The organism is Massilia sp. DJPM01 (assembly GCF_030348125.1).
GTDB classification, from domain to species: Bacteria; Pseudomonadota; Gammaproteobacteria; order Burkholderiales; family Burkholderiaceae_D; genus Telluria_A; species Telluria_A frigida.
This window is the reverse complement of the sequence record NZ_JAQOZV010000058.1, coordinates 17,741-36,772: the sequence shown is the minus strand read 5'-3', so window position 1 is coordinate 36,772 and position 19,032 is coordinate 17,741. Positions and strand designations below refer to the sequence as shown.

Here is a 19,032-nt window from a genome sequence, read left to right as displayed (position 1 = left end):
AGAACATGAAACACGTCGCCCGCAAGCGCTTTGGCCAGAATTTTTTGACCGACAAACTCGTCCTCGATAACATCATCGACGCCATCGGACCCGAGAAAGGCCAGGCGATGGTCGAAATCGGGCCGGGCCTGGCCGCCATGACGGCGCTGCTGCTCAAGCGCCTGGACCACATGCACGTGGTGGAGCTGGACCGCGACCTGGTCGCGCGCCTGGAAAACAACTTCCCGCGCGACAAGCTCACCATCCACTCGGGCGACGCGCTCAAGTTCGACTACGGCCAGATTCCGGTGCCGCAAGGGCAGAAGCTGCGCGTGGTCGGCAACCTGCCGTATAACATTTCGAGCCCGCTGCTGTTTCACCTGGCCGAATTCGCGCACCTGATCGAAGACCAGCATTTCATGCTGCAAAAGGAAGTCGTCGAGCGCATGGTGGCGGCGCCGGGCAGCAAGGTGTACGGACGTTTGTCCGTAATGCTGCAATGGCGCTACGACATGTCGCTGATGTTCATCGTGCCGCCGACCGCGTTCGATCCGCCGCCGCAGGTGGAGTCGGCGATCGTGCGCATGGTGCCGACCGCGCGCAAGCTGGCCTGCGACGGGCCGACCTTGGAGGCGGTGGTGATGAAGGCGTTTTCGCAGCGCCGCAAGGTGATCCGCAACTGCGTGGCCGGGATGTTTACCGAGGCGCAGCTGATCGAGGCCGGCATCGATCCGTCGACGCGGCCGGAGACGGTCAGCCTGGAGCAGTATGTGGCGCTGTCGAACTTGCTCAAGCAACCGGCCTGACTGGCCGACCCGATGGGAGCGTTGTCATGATCATGCTGAAAGTGCCGTACGCCGAAAAAGACGAGGCCAAGGCCCTGGGGGCGCGCTGGAACAAGGATAGCAAGCTGTGGTACGTGCCCGATAACGTGGATGCGGCGCCGTTCCAGCGCTGGGTGCTCAAGGGCGTGGCGCCAGGCCCCGCCAAGGCTTCCGGCGCTCCGGCGGGCAGGGTTGATTCGTATGTGGGCAAGCAGGTCGTGGGCGCGCGCTACGTGGCGCTGGAACACGGCTGCAATCCGTTTGAGGCGTGCCCGGAGTGCGGGCCGAAGCTGGCGGCGTCCGGATGGACGGATGCCCGCGCCGAAGTGCTGCGGATTGTGAGCGGGCTGACGACCTGAAGCCGCGTCGAATGTTGTTCGCCGCGCACCCGTTACTACCCTTCCTCCACAAACCTTAAAACCGTCATTTCTGCCAGTGGCAGGAATGACGGTTTTTAAGTTAGTGGCTAATGGTCCTTACGTCCCGATCCGCCCACCATCGTTCTTGGTAATCACGATGGTCGCCGAGCGTGGCCGCTTGCCCGCGCCGTAGCCGGCATTGCTCGGCCACTGGCTGGTGTACTTCGACGGATCGCCCAGATTCGCCTGCGCCGTATTTTCACCCGGGTGCTGGATGTTGATGAACATCGACTTCCCATCCGGCGTTTCGCAAATCCCCGTGATTTCCGACCCCACCGGCCCGACCAGGAAGCGCTTGAGCGTCTCCGCGCTTGGCTTCTTGCCCACGTAGGTATCGACCGCCAAGGTGCCGCCATTGGCCTTTGGATGGTTCAGGGTGACCTTGGCGCCATCGCCGACCGTGCCCGGAATCGCGGCAAGCATCATGCAGTTGCTGACGTCGGTGTACGCGCCATCGTCGGTCTGGATCCAGCAAATGCCGGTGTACGGGCTGAATGCGAGGCCGTCCGGGCTCGAAAAATCCTGGTCCGCGGTCAGGTTCGACAAATTCACGAAGCCGCCACTGGCACCCGCTTCGGCGCCGAACAGGTACACATCCCACGTGAAGCTGGTGGCCGCGCTGGCGCCCGCGCCTTCCTTCATGCGCAGGATATGGCCGTTCGGATTACCGCTTTGGGCCGAGCTGCCTTTCATGTCGGTGTAGGCGCGCGGGTTGGCGCTGTCCGGCACCAGCTGCGACGACGTCGGGTCGACCGCGCGGTTCGAGTTGTTGGTCAGCGCGTAGTAGATTTCGCCGTTGGCCGGATTGACCGAGCACCATTCCGGACGGTCCATCTTGGTCGCGCCCACCGCATCGGCGGCCAGGCGGGCGTTGATGGCGATGTCGGCCTGGTCGGCGAACTTGTAGGCGCCGTATCCGGTAATCGCGGTGTTCGACATGGCCAGTTCGATCCACTGGCCGCTGCCGTCGGCGTTCAATTTGGCGACATACAGCTTGCCGCTATCGAGGTATTTGTCGCCGGTGGCCATGCGGTCGCTGGCGCTGGCGTCGGCGGCAGCCCAGACGGCGGTCGAGACGAATTTGTAGATGTACTCATTGCGCGAATCGTCGCCCATGTACACCGCCAGCTGCTGGCCGACGACCGGGTTGCCGAAGGCGGCGCTTTCGTGGGCGTAGCGGCCGAGCGCCGTGCGCTTCCTGGCCGGTTTGGACTTGTCGTACGGGTCCATTTCGACGATGTAGCCCATGCCGTTCATTTCATTGCGGTAGTCGTCGCTGCCATCGAGCGACGTCCCCTTTTTGCTGATGTCCCAGCGTGCGTACTTGTCGTCGCTGCCGGCGCTTTCCCAGCCGTGGCGCGAGGTGGCGCCCTGGCTGCGGCCATAGCGCTTGAGCGAGGCGATGCTCTTGTCGCCGGCGCGCGCTGCGTCGTCGGCGCCGCCGCGTACAAAGTAGCCGGACCAGTTTTCTTCACCGGTCAGGAACGAACCCCATGGCGACTTGCCGGTGCCGCAGTTGTTCAGGGTGCCGCGCGTCTTGGTCGCGGTCGGCGAGTATTTGGTGGTCAGGAGCGCATTGCCGCGCGCGGGGCCGGACAGTTCGATGTCGGAGAGCGGCGTCAGGCGGCGGTTGAACGACGACTCTTTGACGTAGGCCCAGGCGGCGCCGGTCTTCCTGACTTCGACCACGCTCACGCCGTGAATCGCGATTTCCTTGTCCACTTCGGCGGCGGGGCGCGGCAGGGTGGTCGCGCCGCCATTGGCGTGCAGGAAGAAGGACGACAGTTTCGCATCGGTGGTCGCTTCATGGTTCATGGCCAGCAGGCCGCGCTCCGAACTGCTGGTGGTGGCGGTGCCGGTCGCCGACAGGCCGTAGAATTCCATGCCGTCGTGATGGTCGCCGGCGCGGGTGTCGAAGTTGTCGTCGGAGCCGTCGTTCTTGTAGGCGGGGGTGGTGCCGTTGAGCGGGTCGCCCAGCGCATAGATCACCGACGCGGTGTAGCCGGCCGGGACGGTCACGAGATCGGCCAGGCTTTTCGGCACGGCGGTAAACGCCAGCAGTTTTTCAGCCGGGACCGGCGTCGGGGTCGGCGTCGGCGTTACCGGGCCTGGGCTGTCATCGCTGCTGCAGGCCGACAAACCGACTGCGCCGAAGATCGCCGTGGCGGCCGACGCCATGCCGCCGCGCAGCAGGCTGCGGCGGCTCAGGCGGGCATTGAGCACCGTGTTGAAGTGTTCGTTCGGCGAATCGTTGCAGTCGATATCATCCGGATCGATGGCGCGAACCGGATCGTTTGGCTTGTTCATGAAGGTCCTATGGCTGGGGGTTGATTTAGCAAGCCGGATTCTAGCCAGCCCAGATGACCGTGCCGTGACGGCAGGATGACAGGATGATGACAAGCGCTGGCTTGTCGATCCGGAATGCATGGCCGCGCAAGGCGATCCATGCAGAAATATCGATTCCAAAGCGCCAACATTGCCCCCGTTCATGCCATGATGGGTGCTGGCTTGCCGAACGAATTGCCCTCACCCTGAAGGAATGACATCCGATGAGTTTTCCCCGCACGCTGTGTTTCCTGATCGTCAGCCTGGCCGCCGGCATGCCCGGCGCGAGCGCCCTGGCGGCGGCGCCAGCCAGTGCCGCAGCCGATGCCTCCGCCGACAGCGCCGCCAGCAAGGCCGTGCTGGAATTCATGCGCGCCGAAATGCAGGAACGGCGCATTCCGGGCTTGCAGATTGCCGTGATCCGCCACCAGAAAGTGGTGTTTTCAAGCGCGCTCGGCGTGGCCAACATCCAGCACGGGGTGCCGGTCGACGATCGCACCGTATTTTCGATCAATTCCGGGACCAAGGCAGTCACCGGCGTGGCCATCATGCAGCTGGTCGAACAGGGCAAGCTGGCGCTCGCCGCGCCGGTATCGCGCTATCTGGATGGCTTGCCGGCCGCGTGGCAGGGTGTCACCATCGCCCAGTTGCTCAATCACACGTCCGGGATTCCCGACGTCCTCGATCGGGAAGGCGACCTGTTGCCGGGCGGCATGGACGGCGCCTGGAAGACTGCACAAACGCTGCCGGTACAGTTCGCGCCGGGCCAGCGCTTCAGCTATAACCAGACCAACTACGTGCTGCTGGGGAAAATCATTGACCGCCTGAGCGGCGAGCCCTTCCTGGCGTCCATCCGGCACCGCCAGTTCGACGTGGTTGGCATGCCCGACAGCAGCTTCGGCGATAGCGCCGACGTCATCAAGAACAAGGCCAATTCCTACCGCTTCGGGCGCGACGGCACGCTGCGCAACGTGGTCGAAGAGTTTCCGCCGGCGATGCGCACGGGCGCCGGCATGAATACCACGGCGACCGAACTGGGCAAGTGGATCGTGGCCCTGCAGCAGGGGCGCCTGCTGCAGCCGGCGAGCATGGCGGCGATGTGGACGCCGTCCTCGTTCGCCGATGGGCGGCCGGCACCGTGGGCCATGGGCTGGCCGGCGATCCGCCGTGGCGCACAGGCGCACCGGGCGGTGGCGGGGATCGGGGGCGGGCGTTCGGCCTTCTATATTTATCCGGACGACGACCTGGCGGTCATCATCCTGACCAACCTGGCCGGGGCCCAGCCGGACCAGTTGATCGACACGGTGGCGGGCTTGTATGTGCCGGCGCTGCGCGCCACCGGCGGCGGCTATGCCCTGTACCGCTTGCGCGAGCAGACCGCGCGCGGCGGTTTCGATGACATCGACGGGCAGCTGCGCCAGGTGACGCGGCAATATGCGGTGCCGAACCCGTCCGAGGGCAGTTTGAACGGCTGGGGTTACCGCTTGCTGTCGCGCAAGCAGCCCAAGCCGGCCATTGCGGTGCTCGGCCTGGCGGCGCGCCTGTATCCGGACAGCGCCAACGCCCATGACAGCCTGGCCGAAGCGTATGAAGCCGTGGAAGAGCAAGCGCTGGCGATCCGCCATTACCGCCGTTCGCTGGAGCTGGACCCGGACAACCGCAACGCGGCCGGCCACCTGGCGGCGCTGGAAAAGAAATAAGGCGCAAGCACCGAAAACCAGGACAAAAAAAAGCCCGCTGTGAAGCGGGCTTGAAATCCAATTCTTTTTGAGGAGAGTTGGAGGAGACAGGTGCAATTATGCTGCGCTACAGCATATCAAGCCAATTTATCTTTGGAATATCAGATATAGCTTTTGCAAATATCACCTGCCCAACCCTCGCCGCGCTTACTTCTCGCGGCAAGTCACATCGATGTTGGTGATATCGGCATCGCCCATTTCGCCTACGCGGCGCTCGACCGTGCAGGCATACTTGCCGCCATCCGGCTGCTTGAATACCGACACGCCGTAGCTGGTGCCGAAGGTGGTCGCGCCGGCGAATTTGTAGGCGGTCGCGTCCTTGGGGACGGCGTATTTGTCGCTGCTGCCGTTGATCAGCACCAAGCCTTCGCCCGTGTAGGTACGGGCCCCGCCGTCGGCGCCGAGCGCCTTGACCGCGCCGCCGATCGAAAAGGCGTTATCGATGCACTTGATAATCACGCTGATGGAAGCCTGGCGTCCGGCGTTGTCCTTGCCGTTGTCCCAGGTGCATTTCTGGTGCAGCGCACTGGTTTTGACCTGGACATCGTAGGGCACGCCGTATTCGATCGTGTTGGGGAAGCGGAAAGTGGTGGCCTTGGCCTCGACCGTGAGGTCTTGCATGCCGACGTTGCTCAGTACCAGGCCGGAATACTTCAGGTTTTCAATGGTGCCTTCGACAGGGAAGGTCGCTTTGCCGCCGCAAGCGGACAGGCCCGCGACGAGGGCCAGCAGCAGCGAATGGCGCAGGACGGATAACTTCATAGAATTCTCCAGGGGAAAGGGCGCCGCCCGCGCAGGGGCGGCTGCCGGGATCAGTTGCAGGTGATGAGGATATGGTCGACGTCGGCTTTGCCCATCGTGCCGATGGCGTTGTCAATCCGGCAAGTCAAGCCCGGCGGCTGGTGCAGCACGCTCAGGCCGTAGGCCATCGTTTCGCCGACCTGGCCGAGCTTGTCTTTTTTATTCTCGGCCAGCGTGGTCATGTTGAATTCGGTGGAGTTGGCCGCAATACTGAGGCGATAGCTGCCGTTGATGATGACCAGCGGGCCGCTCGTCAGGCCGGTGATCTTGCCTTTGATATCATGCGGGATCAGGGTGCAGCGCACGGTAATGTTGCCGACGCCGTAGACGCTCGATTTGCCCTTGCCATTGACCATGGCGCAGGTGGCGTTCGATGGCGGCGACTTGATGGTGATGTCGAATTCGGTATTGGTGGCGATCAGGTCGGGAAACACGAAGGTGCTCACGTTCGGTTCGACCTTGAGTTCCGGGCCGCCCTTGTTTTGCAACACCAGGCCGGATACGGTCACATTTTCCACGGTGCCGCCCAGCTGCATGGTGCCATCGTCGTCGCCGCCGCAAGCGGCCAGACTCAGCGCGCACGACAGTGCCACGGCGGAACGCAGGTACAGATTTTTCATACTTTCTCCAAAACGAATGCGGTAAGGTGGGAGGCTGGGCCGCCGATGGACAGCCTGATGTGGACATCATTTTAGTGCATTTGTTAACCCGGCGGCTCATTGCCTTGTAACGGGTGCAAGGGACCTGGCGCGCCCGGCGCGCCGATTGATTTTCGGCGCCGCCCTCGTTATGCTGGAACCTGTCCCATTACCGAGCCAGAACATGAGCATTCCGCCGCGCCGCACCTGGCCCAGAGCCATCCTGTTCGACCTGGACGATACCCTGTGGCCGATCGCCCCGGTCATCCTGCAGGCCGAGCAAACCCTGCATGCCTGGCTGCACAGCAACGCGCCGCGCGTGGCCGAGCGCTTCACCGTCGACGCCCTGCGCCAGGCGCGCCTGGCGCTGCTGGCCCAGCAACCCGAGTTCCAGCTCGACCTGGGCGCCCTGCGCCGCGCCGGCCTGCTGTCGGCGTTCGAGACGGCCGGCGAAGATGCCGCCAAGGTCGAGCAAGCCATGGTCCAGTTCTATGCGGCGCGCAATGCCGTGATTCCCTACGATGACGTGGTGCCCGGCTTGCTGCGCCTGAAAGGCCGCAGCCTGCTTGGCTCGGTTAGCAATGGCAATGCCGATTTGCAGGCGATCGGCTTGTCGCACCATTTCAAGGTGTCGCTGGCGGCCAGCCAGTTCGGCCGCGCCAAGCCGGACCCGGCCATCTTCCTGGCCGCCTGCGTGGAACTCGGGGTCGACCCGGCCGATGCCGTGTACGTGGGCGACGATGTGCTGCTCGACGTGCAGGGCGCCCAGCGCGCCGGGCTGCGCGCGGTCTGGCTCAACCGCACCGGCAGTGCGCTGCACCTGGAGCACGGGGTGGTGCCGGACGCCATCTGCGGCAATTTCGACGAGCTGCTCGACTGGCTCAAGCGCGCGCACGACTGAGGCGGCCGGGGCGCACGGGCGGCGCCCGTCGGCCCGGAAAAGCGCTAAACTGCACACCGCGCCTGCGAACGTGCATAATAAGCGGATCAACACTTGTGCATGTCCACCTCGCACCACACATAGAATCATGCAACTCGATACCCGTGCGCAAACGCTGCTCAAAGCCCTGGTCGAACGGTATATTGCCGACGGCCAGCCGGTAGGGTCGCGCGCGCTGTCGAAAATTTCCGGACTCGACCTCTCGCCCGCGACCATCCGCAACATCATGGCCGACCTGGAAGAACTGGGGTATGTGTCCAGTCCGCACACCTCGGCCGGACGCATTCCGACCCCGCGCGGCTACCGCATCTTTGTCGATACCTTGTTAACCGTGCAACATCTGGACGAGCACGCGGTCGATGGCCGCCTGCGCCTGCCGGCCCAGCAACCGCAAAAGATGATCGCCAACGCGGCGCAGATGCTGTCGTCGCTGTCGCAGTTCGCCGGCGTGGTACTGAGCCCGCGGCGCGAATCGGTATTCCAGCAGATCGAATTCTTGCGTTTGTCGGAAAAGCGCATCCTGCTGGTGATCGTCGATCCGCGCGGCGACGTGCAAAACCGCCTGCTGCTCACCGAGGCCGACTACACGCCGGCCCAGCTGGTGCGCTCGGCCAATTACATCAACCAGAATTATGGCGGCCTGTCGTTCGACGACGTGCGCACGCGCCTGTCCAGTGAATTGCGCCAGCTGCGCGACGATATGGGGAGCCTGATGCAGGCAGCGGTCGAGGCCGGCAGCGAGGCGATGACCGACCAGTCGGACGATATGGTCATTTCCGGCGAGCGCAACCTGCTCAGCGTGTCGGACCTGTCGTCGAACATGAGCTCGCTGCGCCAGATGTTCGACATGTTCGAGCAAAAGACCGGGCTGATGCAGCTATTGGACGTGTCGAGCAAGGCGACAGGCGTGCAGATCTTCATCGGCGGCGAATCGAACCTGGTGCCGATGGATGAAATGAGCGTGGTCACGGCGCCGTACGAGGTCAACGGCAAGATCGTCGGCACCCTGGGCGTGATCGGGCCGACCCGCATGGCCTACGAGCGCGTGATTCCGATCGTGGATATTACGGCCAAGCTGCTGTCGAACGCGCTCAGCCACTCCTAGACAGCGGCGCCGGCCGCTGCTTCAGGTTTTGTGGGGGCAGGCCGGCTTGACGCAATTACCGTAAATCGCCAGTGCGTGCTCGGCAATCTTGAAGCCGCGCTCGACCGCGACCTTGTGCTGGCGCGATTCGATTTCTTCATCGTAGAACTCTTCCACGCGGCCGCAATCGAGGCACACCAGGTGGTCGTGGTGCGAACCGGCATTGAGCTCGAAGATCGCCTTGCCGGTTTCAAAATGGTTGCGGTTGAGCAGGCCCGCTTGCTCGAACTGGGTCAGTACGCGGTACACGGTGGCCAGGCCGACATCCATATTGTCGGTCAGCAAAATCTTGTATACATCTTCCGCTGTCAGGTGGCGCACCTCGCTGTTCTGGAAAATCTCGAGGATTTTCAGACGGGGCAGGGTGGCTTTCAGGCCGCTGGCCTTGAGGTCGCTAGGATTGTTACTCATGTTTGTTACTCGTATATTGGCGTAGTGCTTTATCATATAGCGTTTTAGACGGAGGTGCCTAGGCTTCCGTACAACGATTTGAGGTCCTCTATGCCTGTCGATACTGCCGTTTTGCACCGTTTTAGCTTGCGCGCCCCGCTCGTGGCGACCCTGGCCGGCGCCGTCCTGAGCCTGTCGGGCTGCTCCATGTTCGGCGGCGCCAAGGATCCCGTGGTCCCGGTCAGTACCTCGCCAGACTCCGGCGCCCAGACCGTCCAGGCCAGCAAGCTGCAGAAGTTCCTGTGGATCTTCTCGCCGTATCGTCCGGACATCCAGCAAGGCAACTTCATTTCCCAGGAAATGCTGACCCAGCTCAAGGTGGGCCAGACCCGCGAACAGGTCAAGTTCCTGCTCGGCACGCCGCTGCTGACCGACGTCTTCCACGCCGACCGCTGGGATTTCCCGTTCTACCTGGCGCGCGGCGATGGCGAGCTGACCAGCAGCCGGGTGACGGTCTACTTCAAGGATAACAAGGTCGAGAAATTCGACGGCGGCAACCTGCCGACCGAGAAGGAATACATCGCGCGCATCGCCGGTCCGTCCAAGGTGGCCGCCAAGGAAGCGCCGAAGCGCGAAGAAGCCGGTTCGGCCTCGATCAAGATCAACAAATAAGCCATCGCACGGGTAGCACGAGGGTAGCAAAATGACGCAGATGAAAATTGCAGTAGCGGGCGCCGATGGGCGTATGGGACGGATGCTGATCGATGCGGTCGCTGCCGCGCCCGACGCGGTGCTGGCCGGCGCGCTCGGCCTGGCAGGTTCGCCATCGATCGGCCAGGACGCGGGCGCCTTTGGCGGCCAACCGGCCGGCATCAGGATCGAAGCGGACCTTGCCGCCGGCCTGGCCGGGGCTGGTTACCTGATCGACTTCACCCGTCCCGAAGGCACGCTCAGGCATCTGGAATATTGCGCCGCCCATGGCATCAAGCTGATCATCGGCACCACCGGTTTCGATGATGCCGGCAAGGCCGCGATTGCCGCCGCCGCCGAAAAGACCGCGATCATGTTCGCGCCCAACATGAGCGTGGGCGTGAACGTCACCCTCAAGCTGCTCGAACTGGCCGCCAAAAGCCTGTCCGAGGGCTACGACATCGAAATCATCGAAGCGCACCACCGCCACAAGGTCGATGCGCCGTCCGGCACCGCCTTGAAAATGGGCGAAGTGATTGCCGACGCGCTCGGGCGCGACCTCAAGGAATGCGCCGTGTACGGGCGCGAAGGCGTCACCGGCGAGCGCGATCCGTCGACCATCGGCTTTGCCACCATCCGCGGCGGCGACATCATCGGCGACCATACCGTGCTGTTTGCCGGCACCGGCGAGCGCATCGAGATCAGCCACAAGTCCAGCAGCCGGGCCAGCTACGCCAACGGCGCGCTGCGCGCCTGCCGCTTCCTGGCCGGCAAGGCGACCGGCTTGTACGACATGCAGGACGTGCTGGCACTCAAGGACTAGGCGGCGCCATGCCACCTGTCAATCACTTCAGCGTCGCGCGCTACTGGGAACAGGGCGACGCGATCAGCCACGCGGTGGCGTATGTGCTGATGCTGATGTCGCTGGTGAGCTGGTTCTTCATCCTGTCCAAGGCGCTCAGCACCTGGCGCGTGCGCCGCGCGGCGCCGGCGCTGGACGCCTTCTGGGGCGCCCCCACCCTGCAGGACGGCATTGACCTCCTGAGCCTGGCCGACCGCGAGCGCATCTATGCGCCGCTGCCCGCGCAAGGGCTGGCGCATGCCGCTGGCGGCGCCACCCTGGCCGGCGCAATGAGCAAGGACGAACAGATCATCCGCGTGCTGCGCCAGGAAATCACGCGCGCCACCCATCGCATCGAAAGCGGACTGACCGTGCTGGCCTCGATCGGCGCCACCGCTCCGTTCGTGGGCCTGCTGGGCACCGTGTGGGGGATTTATCATGCGCTGTCGAATGTGTCCGCGGCCGGCATCGTGCAGATCGACAAGATCGCCGGGCCGGTCGGGGAAGCCCTGATCATGACCGGCTTCGGGCTGGTGGTGGCCATTCCCGCCGTGTTGGCGTATAACGGATTGAACCGCCTGAACCGGCTGACCCTCGCCGAGCTGGACGGATTTGCCCACGATTTGCATTCCTACTTCAGCAAATAAGGGGAACGGCATGGCATTCGGCAGCTTCAATCCATCGCGCCAGCAGTCGATGATGAGCGATATTAACGTGACCCCGATGGTCGACGTGATGCTGGTGCTGCTCGTCATTTTCATCATCACTGCGCCCATGTTCACGCATGCGGTCAAGCTCGACCTGCCGCGCGCGCAGGCCGCGGCAGCGCAGCAGCAGCCGCACACGGTCACCATCGCCATCGATGCGGCCGGCGTGCTGCATTGGGGCGGGGAGCAGGTCGACGCGCCCGGACTCGACGCGCGCCTGCTGCAGGCCGCGCGCCAGGCCCCGCAGCCCGAACTGCAGCTGCGCGCAGACAAAAACACCCGTTACGAAGTCGTGGCCCAGGTCATGGCGGCGGCACAGTCCCATGGATTGAGCAAGCTGGGCTTCGTGACCGATCCAAAAAAGGAGAAATAACATGGCCAGCGCTGAACTCAATGGTGCCTCGATCCTCGGCTGGGATACCTTTCATTCCGAAAGCCGCGCGGCGTTCGGGTTTCCCGAGTTTTACGCCAACACGATGGATGCCTGGGTCGATTGCCTGAGCTATCTGCGCGACGAAGACGGCATGACCAAATTCCGGCTGAAACCGAACGAGGTGCTGGAAATCGTCGTCAAGGACGCCGCATCGATGCGCGAGCGCGTGCCCGACCTGCTCGACGAGATGACTTTCTGCATCGCCGGCATCAACGAGCGCTACGAGGATTACGGCGAAAAGCCGGCGCTGGCGCTGGTGTTGCGCTGACCGGCTTCATGCTGCGCGGGCAGCGCGTGCCCGCGCACAGGTTTCCGGCTGGCGCTTAACGCACCTTCTTGAGGTCGAAATTCGGGTTGTAGATCAGCCCCAGCGTATTGCCGAACGGATCCTTTAGCTCGACCACCTTGATCCCCTCGCCCACGTCCTGGATGGCCGAGTGGATACTCGCGCCCAGGCCCGTGATGCGGTCGGTTTCCGCCTCGATGTCATCCACGCCCCAGTACGCCACGCAGCCGGGCATGCCGGGTTCGCCCGGGTGCAGGCCCAGCTCGAAGCCGCCGATGTCGAAGCCGATATAGAACGGCTGATCGAAGTAGGGGGCGGTGCGGAACACCTCAGTAAACCAGGCCTTGGCCGCGTCCATATCCTGGACCGGGTAGCAGACAGTGCGCATTCCGTTGATCATATTCGTCTCCTTGAGTGCAAAGCAGCATCCTGCCATGGAGCGCCGCGTTTGTATTGTAAAAATGTAAGGCGGTCAGGCCGGCGGGGCGGCGAACGATTCCGGCGTGCTGCCCGCCAATTGGCGAAATTCGTGGATCAGGTGCGGCTGGTCGTAATAGCCAAGATCGAGTGCGAGGCATGCCCAGTCGAGCTGGTTTGCATCGCGTGCGGCGGCGCGGATGCGTTCGCTCGCCTGGCGGAAGCGGCACACGCGCGCGAACTGCTTGGCGCCCAGGCCGACTCTGGCGCGGAACTGGCTGGAGAGGTGCTGGCGCGACACGCCCAACTGCGTGGCCAGCGTCTCGATGCGCATGGTGCCGCCGGATTGTTCGATGGCGCCCACGGCGGCGTCGACCAGGCTGGGCGCCATGGTGGTGCCTGCGCTGCGCAGGCGCTGCAGCAGCAAGCGTTCGACGGTGCCCACGGCGTCGACGTCGGAGAGTGTGCGCGACCACAGGGCGTCGGTGAACTGGCGCGCCGTGGCGCCGCCCCACAGCTCGTCCAGCAGAGGATGCTGGTCAGCCAGTTCGTGCAGCGGCATGGCGAAAAAGTACGCGGCGGCGCCCGGCTTGAAGCGGGCGGCGACGGTGCGCACGGGCTGGTGCACGGGAACGTGGACGACCGTGCTCATCATGCCGGATACGCGGCTCAGCGCGGCCACATCCTGCCACAGGATATCCATGCAGTTATCGGGCAGCACCCGGTGCGTGACAGGTGAGGCGCCTGGCAGCACCTGGCAGGTCCACAGGCAGGCCAGATACGGCGCCAGCGCGGGGTGAGGCGGGTGTTCCTGGTAGAGAACCATGGTGGTGCCCTGCAAGTGGCAAAAAAGGCCATTTTACCCTGCGCGCACTGTCTTTAAAGGGGGCATCAAGGGAAGTATATCCTGGCAAAAATCGCGCTGTTCATGACGAGAAGGACGCCGAGTAGCCAGCGGTGCACGGTCAATGCCTCTTTTACCGAATCGATCTTCGCGTTCAGGTCGGTTCGGACACCGTCGATTTTGGTGCTCAGATCGGTTCGGACACCGTCGATTTTGGTGCTCAGGTCGGTTCGGACACCGTCGATTTTGGTGCTCAGGTCGGTTCGGACACCGTCGATTTTGGCGGTCAGATCGGTTTGGACACCGTCGATTTTGGTGCTCAGGTCGGTTCGGACACTGTCAATTTTGGTGCTCAGGTCGGTTCGGACACTGTCGATCTTGGCGTCGAGCACCTCGATTTTTGCGCTTGATTCAGTTCTGAATGTCTGTAGTTCGGCGCTGAGTTCCGTCTTTGCCAGAGTTATTTGCGAACTTAAGCGTTCTTCCGACCGACGAATATCGCGTTGCCACTCGTCCTTCATTTGCACATGGTCGGATGTCGACACCCCCGCGCTCGCCACCTCGGTCAGTGCCCCGGCATGCAAGTCCGCCTGGTTTCTGGCTACCCCGGCCGATTCCAACTGCTGGGCGTGTCCAATCGCATCGAATTCAATTGTCATGGCAGCAGTCTCCGGTACGTGGTATTCGGTTCAACAGAATATGCAGCGACATCGCTTGAGCCGTGCTTGATGACTGCATCAGGATCGAGCGAACTGCATGTGAAAAGAATATTATTTTGGTAAGCATGGCGAGCGTTACGCCGATCAACACTCCCATGTAGAGATAGGAGAGGTCGCGCGAGATGAGTCCTCGCTGGTCCATTCGTACATCAAGAAACGACTTGAGCGCGTCAATTTTTGCATTCTGCAGTGCGATTTCGGCGCTCAGGACCTTTCTGGCGTTTGTCACGTGCGACATCAAACGCGCTTCCGATTCATGGCTTGCGGTTTGCAAATTGTATTGCAGGGTCAACAGTTGAGCCTCCTGCTTGGCCTTGTCCATCATCTTGGCCAACGCTTGTGCATGCACCTCCGTCTGCTGTTGTGGCAAACCTGCCAACTCCAGCTTCCGCACGTAGTCTGTCGTGTCGAAATTGCTCATCATGTCAATTAGACGTCGATATCGCCGGATAGTTCAGCAAAGTTCAGGGAAAAGAGCGGCCGGCTTGGCATGTGGTGCGCTTTTCGGCGGCTCCGTAAGCTGACGCGTCCAATTCGCTTGTCATCTTATTTGGACGGCAACGCCGCCCCATAGTTCAGCGAAATTTGGCGCCCAAGCCCCGGCCGCGCCCGGATGCGGGATGTGCCAGTATAATGACCGGTTCATATTCACTTTTGGCCGGGCCACGCTTGGCTGCACATATCATGCAAGATAAATATAGTCCCGCCGACGTTGAACAAGCCGCCCAAGCCCACTGGAAGGCGATCGACGCCTACAAGGCTGTCGAGAACGACCCGCGTTTCCCGAAAGGTAAGTACTACGCCTGCTCCATGCTGCCTTACCCGTCGGGCAAGCTGCACATGGGCCACGTGCGCAACTATACGATCAATGATGTGATGTACCGCTACCTGCGCATGAACGGCTACAACGTGCTCATGCCGATGGGCTGGGACGCCTTCGGCATGCCGGCCGAGAACGCGGCGATGCAAAACAATGTGCCGCCGGCGCAATGGACCTACTCCAACATCGCCCATATGCGCGAGCAGATGGAATCGATGGGCCTGGCGATCGACTGGTCGCGTGAAATGACCGCCTGCAAGCCCGAATACTACAAGTGGAACCAGTGGATGTTCCTCAAGATGCTTGAAAAAGGCATCATCTACAAAAAAACCGGCACCGTGAACTGGGACCCGGTCGACCAGACTGTGCTGGCCAACGAGCAGGTGGTCGACGGCAAGGGCTGGCGTTCCGGCGCGCCGATCGAAAAGCGCGAAATCCCGATGTACTACGCGCGCATCACCGACTATGCCGACGAACTGCTCGACTACGTCGACAACAAGCTGCCGGGCTGGCCGGAGCGCGTGCGCGTCATGCAGGCCAACTGGATCGGCAAATCGATCGGCGTGCGCTTCGCCTTCCCGCACACCATCGCCAACGCCGCCGGTGAACTGATCGACGACGGCAAGATGTACGTCTTCACCACCCGCGCCGACACCATCATGGGCGTGACTTTCTGCGCCGTGGCGCCGGAACACGCGCTGGCGCAGCACGCCGCGCAGACCAACCCGGAACTGGCGGCCTTCATCGCCGAGTGCAAGCTCGGTAGCGTGATCGAAGCCGACATGGCGACGATGGAGAAGAAGGGCATGCCGACCGGCCTGTTCGTCACCCATCCGGTCACCAACGAGCAGGTCGAAGTCTGGGTCGGCAACTACGTCCTGATCACCTACGGCGACGGCGCCGTCATGGGCGTTCCAGCGCACGACGAGCGCGATTTCGCGTTCGCCAAAAAATATAATCTGCCGATCAAGCAGGTGGTCGCCGTCGAAGGCAAGCAATACTCGCTTGAGGCCTGGCAGGAATGGTACGGCGACAAAGAGAACGGCGTCTCGGTCAATTCCGGCAAATACGACGGCCTCGATCACATTTCCGCCATCAACGCGGTTGCGGGCGACCTGGCCACGGCCGGCCTGGGCGACAAGAAGATCACCTTCCGCCTGCGCGACTGGGGTATCTCGCGCCAGCGCTACTGGGGCACGCCGATCCCGATGATCCATTGCGCCGATTGCGGCGTGGTGCCGGTGCCCGAAAAAGACCTGCCGGTGGTGCTGCCCGAGGACTGCGTCCCGGACGGCAGCGGCAACCCGCTGGGCAAGCACGAAGCTTTCCTCAAGTGCGACTGCCCGCAATGCGGCAAGCCGGCGCGCCGCGAGACCGACACGATGGATACCTTCGTCGACTCGTCGTGGTACTACATGCGCTATACCTCGCCAGGCAGCAACGAAGCGATGGTCGACGCGCGCAACGATTACTGGATGCCGATGGACCAGTACATCGGCGGCATCGAACACGCCGTCATGCACCTGCTGTACGCGCGCTTCTGGACCAAGATCATGCGTGAACTCGGCCTGGTCAAGTTCGACGAGCCGTTCGTCAACCTGCTCACGCAGGGCATGGTGCTGAACGAAACCTACTACCGCGACGACGAAGCCGGCCGCAAGTCCTGGTTCAACCCGGCCGACGTTGACCTGACGCTGGACGACAAAGGCCGTCCGCAAGGCGCCACGCTCAAGAGCGACGGCCAGCCGGTGGTCATCGGCGGTACCGAGAAGATGTCGAAATCGAAGAACAACGGTATCGACCCGCAAGCCCAGATCGGCCAGTACGGCGCCGACACCGCGCGCCTGTTCACCATGTTCGCCTCGCCGCCAGAGCAGACGCTCGAATGGTCCGACAGCGGCGTCGAAGGCGCCAGCCGCTTCCTGCGCCGCGTGTGGGCGTATGCGTACGCGCAGTCGCCGCGCATCGCCTCGGCCCTGGCCGCGACCGACAAGGTTGAAGGCAGCGAAGCGCACAAGACGCTGCGCCGCGAACTGCACAAGATCCTGCAGCAGGCCGACTATGACCTGAAACGCATCCAGTACAACACCGTGGTGTCGGCCTGCATGAAGATGCTCAACACGATGGAATCGGCCAAGCTGGAAGACGGCCCGGCCACCGACGCGGTGATCGCCGAAGGCCTGTCGATCTTCCTGCGCGTGCTCAACCCGGTCGCGCCGCACATCACCCACGTGCTGTGGGAAGAACTGGGCTACGCCAAGGCCCACGGCGACATCCTCAACGTGCAGTGGCCGCAGGTTGACCCGGCCGCGCTGGAACAGGCCGAGATCGAAATGATGATCCAGGTGAACGGCAAGCTGCGCGGCTCGATCAAGGTGGCCAAGGATGCCGACAAGGCCTCCATCGAAGCGATGGCGCTGGCCTGCGAAGCGGTGCAGAAGTACATCGAGACGCCGCCGAAAAAGGTGATCGTGGTGCCGGGCAAGTTGATCAGCATCGTGGTGTAAGCGATGACGATCCTTCGATCCGCCACCGTGCTGCGCGCCGCCGCGGCGCTAGTCCTGCTCGCGACGCTGTCCGCGTGCGGCTTCCAGCTGCGCGGCTCGAACGGCCAGTTCAACATGCCGTTCCGCAGCATCTACCTGGCGTTCCCGGAAACGTCGGCCCTTGGCACGGAATTGAAACGCAACCTGCGCGGCGGCGACGCCGTGCAGGTGCTGACCGATGCGTCCAAGGCCGAGACCCTGTTCGACGTGCTGTCGGAAACGCGCGGCAAGCAGATCCTCTCGCTCAACGCCCAGGGCCGCGTGCGCGAGTATCTGCTCACGTACACCCTGGTGTTCCGCCTGCGCGACGCCAAGGGCTTTGAACTGCTGCCGGCCACCGAGATCTCGCTCAAGCGCTCGATTACCTTCAACGAGAGCCAGGTGCTGGGCAAGGAATCGGAAGAAGTGCTGCTGTACCGCGACATGCAGACCGACCTGGTACAGCAGGTGCTGCGCCGCCTGGTGGCGGTCAAGCCGACATGAGCGTGAGCGATGCAACTGCGCTTTGACGCCCTCGAAGGGCACCTGGCCAAGACGATCGCGCCGCTGTACGTGATCTCCAGCGACGAGCATCTGCTGGCGCTGGAGGCGGCCGACAAGATCCGCCGCGCCGCGCGCGCCAACGGCTATTCCGAGCGCGACGTGCTGACGGTGGAGCGCACCTTCAAATGGGGCGAGCTGCTGGCCGCGAACCAGGCCTTGTCGCTGTTCGGCGACAAGAAGCTGATCGAACTGCGCATCCCGACCGGCAAACCGGGCAAGGATGGCGGTGCGGCGCTGCAAAGCTACGCCAAGGACCTCAGTCCCGACAACCTGACCCTGATCACCCTGCCCAAGCTGGACTGGCAGACCGCCAAGGCGGCCTGGGTCGGCGCCTTGCAGCAGGCCGCGGTGTACATCGAAATTCCGGCGGTCGAACGCGCTCAGTTGCCCGGCTGGATCGGCACGCGCCTGGCCGCGCATGGCCTCTCCGCCGACCGCCAGTCGCTCGACTTCATCGCCGACCGGGTCGAAGGCAACCTGCTGGCGGCGCACCAGGAAATCCAGAAGCTGGCGCTGCTGCACGATCCGGGCAAGCTGACCTTCGAGCAGATTCACGACGCGGTGCTCAACGTGGCGCGCTACGACGTGTTCAAGCTGTCCGAGGCGATGCTGGCGGGCGATCCGGCGCGCCTGGTGCGCATGCTCGAAGGCCTGAAAGGCGAGGGCGAGGCGCTGCCGCTGGTTTTATGGGCGGTCGCCGAAGAAATCCGTACGCTGTTAAAATTGAAATCCGGGATGGCGCAGGGAAGGCCGCTCGGCATGCTGCTCAAGGAATACCGCATCTGGGGTCCGCGCGAACGCATGATGGAACCGGCGCTGCGCCGCATCTCGCTCCCGACCCTGGAAGGCGCGATGCGCGACGCCGCGCAGGTCGACAAGATGATCAAGGGCCTGCGCGCCAAGGGCTTCGCGGGCGACGCCTGGGATGCGATGCTGCAGCTGGCCTTGAAAGTAACGCGCGGATAGACCGCAGCGGCACGCTACCAT

21 protein-coding genes are annotated in these 19,032 nt (G+C 63.2%); 13 read left to right on the top strand and 8 right to left on the bottom strand.

What is annotated here, in order from left to right; translation table 11 throughout:
• Positions 1-5: 5 nt before the first annotated feature.
• Positions 6-785: a 16S rRNA (adenine(1518)-N(6)/adenine(1519)-N(6))-dimethyltransferase RsmA gene (gene rsmA / locus PO883_RS27850; protein WP_289312659.1), complete on the top strand. Its 780-nt coding sequence runs from the start codon at positions 6-8 to the stop codon at positions 783-785.
• 26 nt (positions 786-811) lie between these two features.
• Positions 812-1,162 (top strand): DUF5710 domain-containing protein, encoded by a 351-nt coding sequence (locus PO883_RS27845; protein WP_289312658.1) that lies wholly within the window; start codon positions 812-814, stop codon positions 1,160-1,162.
• 117 nt (positions 1,163-1,279) lie between these two features.
• Here PO883_RS27845 and PO883_RS27840 read toward each other — a convergent pair whose 3' ends face one another.
• Positions 1,280-3,529 (bottom strand): PhoX family phosphatase, encoded by a 2,250-nt coding sequence (locus tag PO883_RS27840; RefSeq protein WP_289312657.1) that lies wholly within the window; start codon positions 3,527-3,529, stop codon positions 1,280-1,282.
• Between the two features lie 242 nt (positions 3,530-3,771).
• On the opposite strand from PO883_RS27840, the gene PO883_RS27835 reads away from it, so the two are divergent.
• Positions 3,772-5,247 (top strand): serine hydrolase, encoded by a 1,476-nt coding sequence (locus tag PO883_RS27835; protein ID WP_289312656.1) that lies wholly within the window; start codon positions 3,772-3,774, stop codon positions 5,245-5,247.
• A gap of 186 nt (positions 5,248-5,433) precedes the next feature.
• Here PO883_RS27835 and PO883_RS27830 read toward each other — a convergent pair whose 3' ends face one another.
• Positions 5,434-6,048, bottom strand: coding sequence for a hypothetical protein (locus PO883_RS27830; RefSeq protein ID WP_289312655.1), 615 nt, complete (start codon positions 6,046-6,048; stop codon positions 5,434-5,436).
• A 50-nt stretch (positions 6,049-6,098) separates the two neighbouring features.
• Positions 6,099-6,707 (bottom strand): hypothetical protein, encoded by a 609-nt coding sequence (locus tag PO883_RS27825; protein ID WP_289312654.1) that lies wholly within the window; start codon positions 6,705-6,707, stop codon positions 6,099-6,101.
• Between the two features lie 202 nt (positions 6,708-6,909).
• Here PO883_RS27825 and PO883_RS27820 point away from each other — a divergent pair, with 202 nt between their 5' ends.
• Together PO883_RS27820 and hrcA are read left to right on the top strand one after the other, a co-directional pair.
• Positions 6,910-7,626 carry an HAD family hydrolase gene (locus PO883_RS27820; protein ID WP_289312653.1) on the top strand — a complete coding sequence of 239 codons (717 nt, stop codon included), beginning with the start codon at positions 6,910-6,912 and terminating at the stop codon, positions 7,624-7,626.
• A gap of 127 nt (positions 7,627-7,753) precedes the next feature.
• The gene (hrcA, locus tag PO883_RS27815; protein ID WP_167090326.1) at positions 7,754-8,770 is read left to right on the top strand and encodes a heat-inducible transcriptional repressor HrcA; all 1,017 of its coding nucleotides are present in this window, start codon (positions 7,754-7,756) and stop codon (positions 8,768-8,770) included.
• 21 nt (positions 8,771-8,791) lie between these two features.
• Here hrcA and fur read toward each other — a convergent pair whose 3' ends face one another.
• Positions 8,792-9,220 (bottom strand): ferric iron uptake transcriptional regulator, encoded by a 429-nt coding sequence (fur, locus tag PO883_RS27810; protein ID WP_054264984.1) that lies wholly within the window; start codon positions 9,218-9,220, stop codon positions 8,792-8,794.
• A gap of 90 nt (positions 9,221-9,310) precedes the next feature.
• On the opposite strand from fur, the gene PO883_RS27805 reads away from it, so the two are divergent.
• From PO883_RS27805 to PO883_RS27785, 5 genes are read left to right on the top strand one after another with little or no spacing between them, the layout of a single operon-like run.
• Positions 9,311-9,871 carry an outer membrane protein assembly factor BamE gene (locus PO883_RS27805; RefSeq protein WP_167090324.1) on the top strand — a complete coding sequence of 187 codons (561 nt, stop codon included), beginning with the start codon at positions 9,311-9,313 and terminating at the stop codon, positions 9,869-9,871.
• A gap of 31 nt (positions 9,872-9,902) precedes the next feature.
• Positions 9,903-10,712, top strand: a complete 810-nt coding sequence (dapB, locus tag PO883_RS27800) for a 4-hydroxy-tetrahydrodipicolinate reductase (RefSeq protein ID WP_289312652.1) — start codon at positions 9,903-9,905, stop codon at positions 10,710-10,712.
• 8 nt (positions 10,713-10,720) lie between these two features.
• A complete protein-coding gene (locus PO883_RS27795; RefSeq protein WP_289312651.1) occupies positions 10,721-11,377 on the top strand; it encodes a MotA/TolQ/ExbB proton channel family protein in 657 nt (218 codons plus the stop codon).
• A 10-nt stretch (positions 11,378-11,387) separates the two neighbouring features.
• Positions 11,388-11,810, top strand: a complete 423-nt coding sequence (locus tag PO883_RS27790) for a biopolymer transporter ExbD (RefSeq protein ID WP_289312650.1) — start codon at positions 11,388-11,390, stop codon at positions 11,808-11,810.
• Between the two features lies 1 nt (position 11,811).
• A complete protein-coding gene (locus PO883_RS27785; RefSeq protein ID WP_167090316.1) occupies positions 11,812-12,138 on the top strand; it encodes a barstar family protein in 327 nt (108 codons plus the stop codon).
• Between the two features lie 55 nt (positions 12,139-12,193).
• On the opposite strand, the gene PO883_RS27780 is transcribed toward PO883_RS27785, so the two are convergent.
• The 4 genes from PO883_RS27780 to PO883_RS27765 all read right to left on the bottom strand — a co-directional run bounded on the left by PO883_RS27780 (position 12,194) and on the right by PO883_RS27765 (position 14,560).
• Positions 12,194-12,556, bottom strand: coding sequence for a VOC family protein (locus PO883_RS27780; RefSeq protein ID WP_289312649.1), 363 nt, complete (start codon positions 12,554-12,556; stop codon positions 12,194-12,196).
• Between the two features lie 72 nt (positions 12,557-12,628).
• Complete coding sequence (locus tag PO883_RS27775; protein WP_289312648.1) at positions 12,629-13,399, bottom strand: AraC family transcriptional regulator; 771 nt, start codon at positions 13,397-13,399, stop codon at positions 12,629-12,631.
• 65 nt (positions 13,400-13,464) lie between these two features.
• A complete protein-coding gene (locus PO883_RS27770; RefSeq protein WP_289312647.1) occupies positions 13,465-14,076 on the bottom strand; it encodes a hypothetical protein in 612 nt (203 codons plus the stop codon).
• Positions 14,066-14,560 carry a hypothetical protein gene (locus PO883_RS27765; protein ID WP_289312646.1) on the bottom strand — a complete coding sequence of 165 codons (495 nt, stop codon included), beginning with the start codon at positions 14,558-14,560 and terminating at the stop codon, positions 14,066-14,068. The genes PO883_RS27770 and PO883_RS27765 overlap by 11 nt, the downstream gene beginning before the upstream one ends.
• 260 nt (positions 14,561-14,820) lie before the next feature.
• On the opposite strand from PO883_RS27765, the gene leuS reads away from it, so the two are divergent.
• From leuS to holA, 3 genes are read left to right on the top strand one after another with little or no spacing between them, the layout of a single operon-like run.
• On the top strand, positions 14,821-17,463 hold the full coding sequence (gene leuS / locus PO883_RS27760) for a leucine--tRNA ligase (RefSeq protein WP_289312645.1): 2,643 nt from the start codon (positions 14,821-14,823) through the stop codon (positions 17,461-17,463).
• A gap of 3 nt (positions 17,464-17,466) precedes the next feature.
• Positions 17,467-17,985 (top strand): LPS assembly lipoprotein LptE, encoded by a 519-nt coding sequence (lptE, locus tag PO883_RS27755; RefSeq protein ID WP_289312644.1) that lies wholly within the window; start codon positions 17,467-17,469, stop codon positions 17,983-17,985.
• Positions 17,986-17,994: 9 nt separating this feature from the next.
• Positions 17,995-19,011 (top strand): DNA polymerase III subunit delta, encoded by a 1,017-nt coding sequence (gene holA / locus PO883_RS27750; protein ID WP_167090302.1) that lies wholly within the window; start codon positions 17,995-17,997, stop codon positions 19,009-19,011.
• Positions 19,012-19,032: the final 21 nt, after the last annotated feature.

Bases quoted from the DNA above. Each gene is read 5' to 3' on its own strand.
- PO883_RS27830 (WP_289312655.1), bottom strand. From the start codon at position 6,048: ATGAAGTTATCCGTCCTGCGCCATTCGCTGCTGCTGGCCCTCGTCGCG.
- PO883_RS27805 (WP_167090324.1), top strand. From the start codon at position 9,311: ATGCCTGTCGATACTGCCGTTTTGCACCGTTTTAGCTTGCGCGCCCCG.
- PO883_RS27845 (WP_289312658.1), top strand. From the start codon at position 812: ATGATCATGCTGAAAGTGCCGTACGCCGAAAAAGACGAGGCCAAGGCC.
- PO883_RS27795 (WP_289312651.1), top strand. From the start codon at position 10,721: ATGCCACCTGTCAATCACTTCAGCGTCGCGCGCTACTGGGAACAGGGC.
- lptE (WP_289312644.1), top strand. From the start codon at position 17,467: ATGACGATCCTTCGATCCGCCACCGTGCTGCGCGCCGCCGCGGCGCTA.
- PO883_RS27770 (WP_289312647.1), bottom strand. From the start codon at position 14,076: ATGACAATTGAATTCGATGCGATTGGACACGCCCAGCAGTTGGAATCG.
- PO883_RS27780 (WP_289312649.1), bottom strand. From the start codon at position 12,556: ATGATCAACGGAATGCGCACTGTCTGCTACCCGGTCCAGGATATGGAC.
- PO883_RS27785 (WP_167090316.1), top strand. From the start codon at position 11,812: ATGGCCAGCGCTGAACTCAATGGTGCCTCGATCCTCGGCTGGGATACC.
- PO883_RS27790 (WP_289312650.1), top strand. From the start codon at position 11,388: ATGGCATTCGGCAGCTTCAATCCATCGCGCCAGCAGTCGATGATGAGC.
- PO883_RS27840 (WP_289312657.1), bottom strand. From the start codon at position 3,529: ATGAACAAGCCAAACGATCCGGTTCGCGCCATCGATCCGGATGATATC.
- holA (WP_167090302.1), top strand. From the start codon at position 17,995: ATGCAACTGCGCTTTGACGCCCTCGAAGGGCACCTGGCCAAGACGATC.
- rsmA (WP_289312659.1), top strand. From the start codon at position 6: ATGAAACACGTCGCCCGCAAGCGCTTTGGCCAGAATTTTTTGACCGAC.
- PO883_RS27775 (WP_289312648.1), bottom strand. From the start codon at position 13,399: ATGGTTCTCTACCAGGAACACCCGCCTCACCCCGCGCTGGCGCCGTAT.
- PO883_RS27820 (WP_289312653.1), top strand. From the start codon at position 6,910: ATGAGCATTCCGCCGCGCCGCACCTGGCCCAGAGCCATCCTGTTCGAC.
- dapB (WP_289312652.1), top strand. From the start codon at position 9,903: ATGACGCAGATGAAAATTGCAGTAGCGGGCGCCGATGGGCGTATGGGA.
- PO883_RS27825 (WP_289312654.1), bottom strand. From the start codon at position 6,707: ATGAAAAATCTGTACCTGCGTTCCGCCGTGGCACTGTCGTGCGCGCTG.
- fur (WP_054264984.1), bottom strand. From the start codon at position 9,220: ATGAGTAACAATCCTAGCGACCTCAAGGCCAGCGGCCTGAAAGCCACC.
- PO883_RS27835 (WP_289312656.1), top strand. From the start codon at position 3,772: ATGAGTTTTCCCCGCACGCTGTGTTTCCTGATCGTCAGCCTGGCCGCC.
- PO883_RS27765 (WP_289312646.1), bottom strand. From the start codon at position 14,560: ATGATGAGCAATTTCGACACGACAGACTACGTGCGGAAGCTGGAGTTG.
- hrcA (WP_167090326.1), top strand. From the start codon at position 7,754: ATGCAACTCGATACCCGTGCGCAAACGCTGCTCAAAGCCCTGGTCGAA.
- leuS (WP_289312645.1), top strand. From the start codon at position 14,821: ATGCAAGATAAATATAGTCCCGCCGACGTTGAACAAGCCGCCCAAGCC.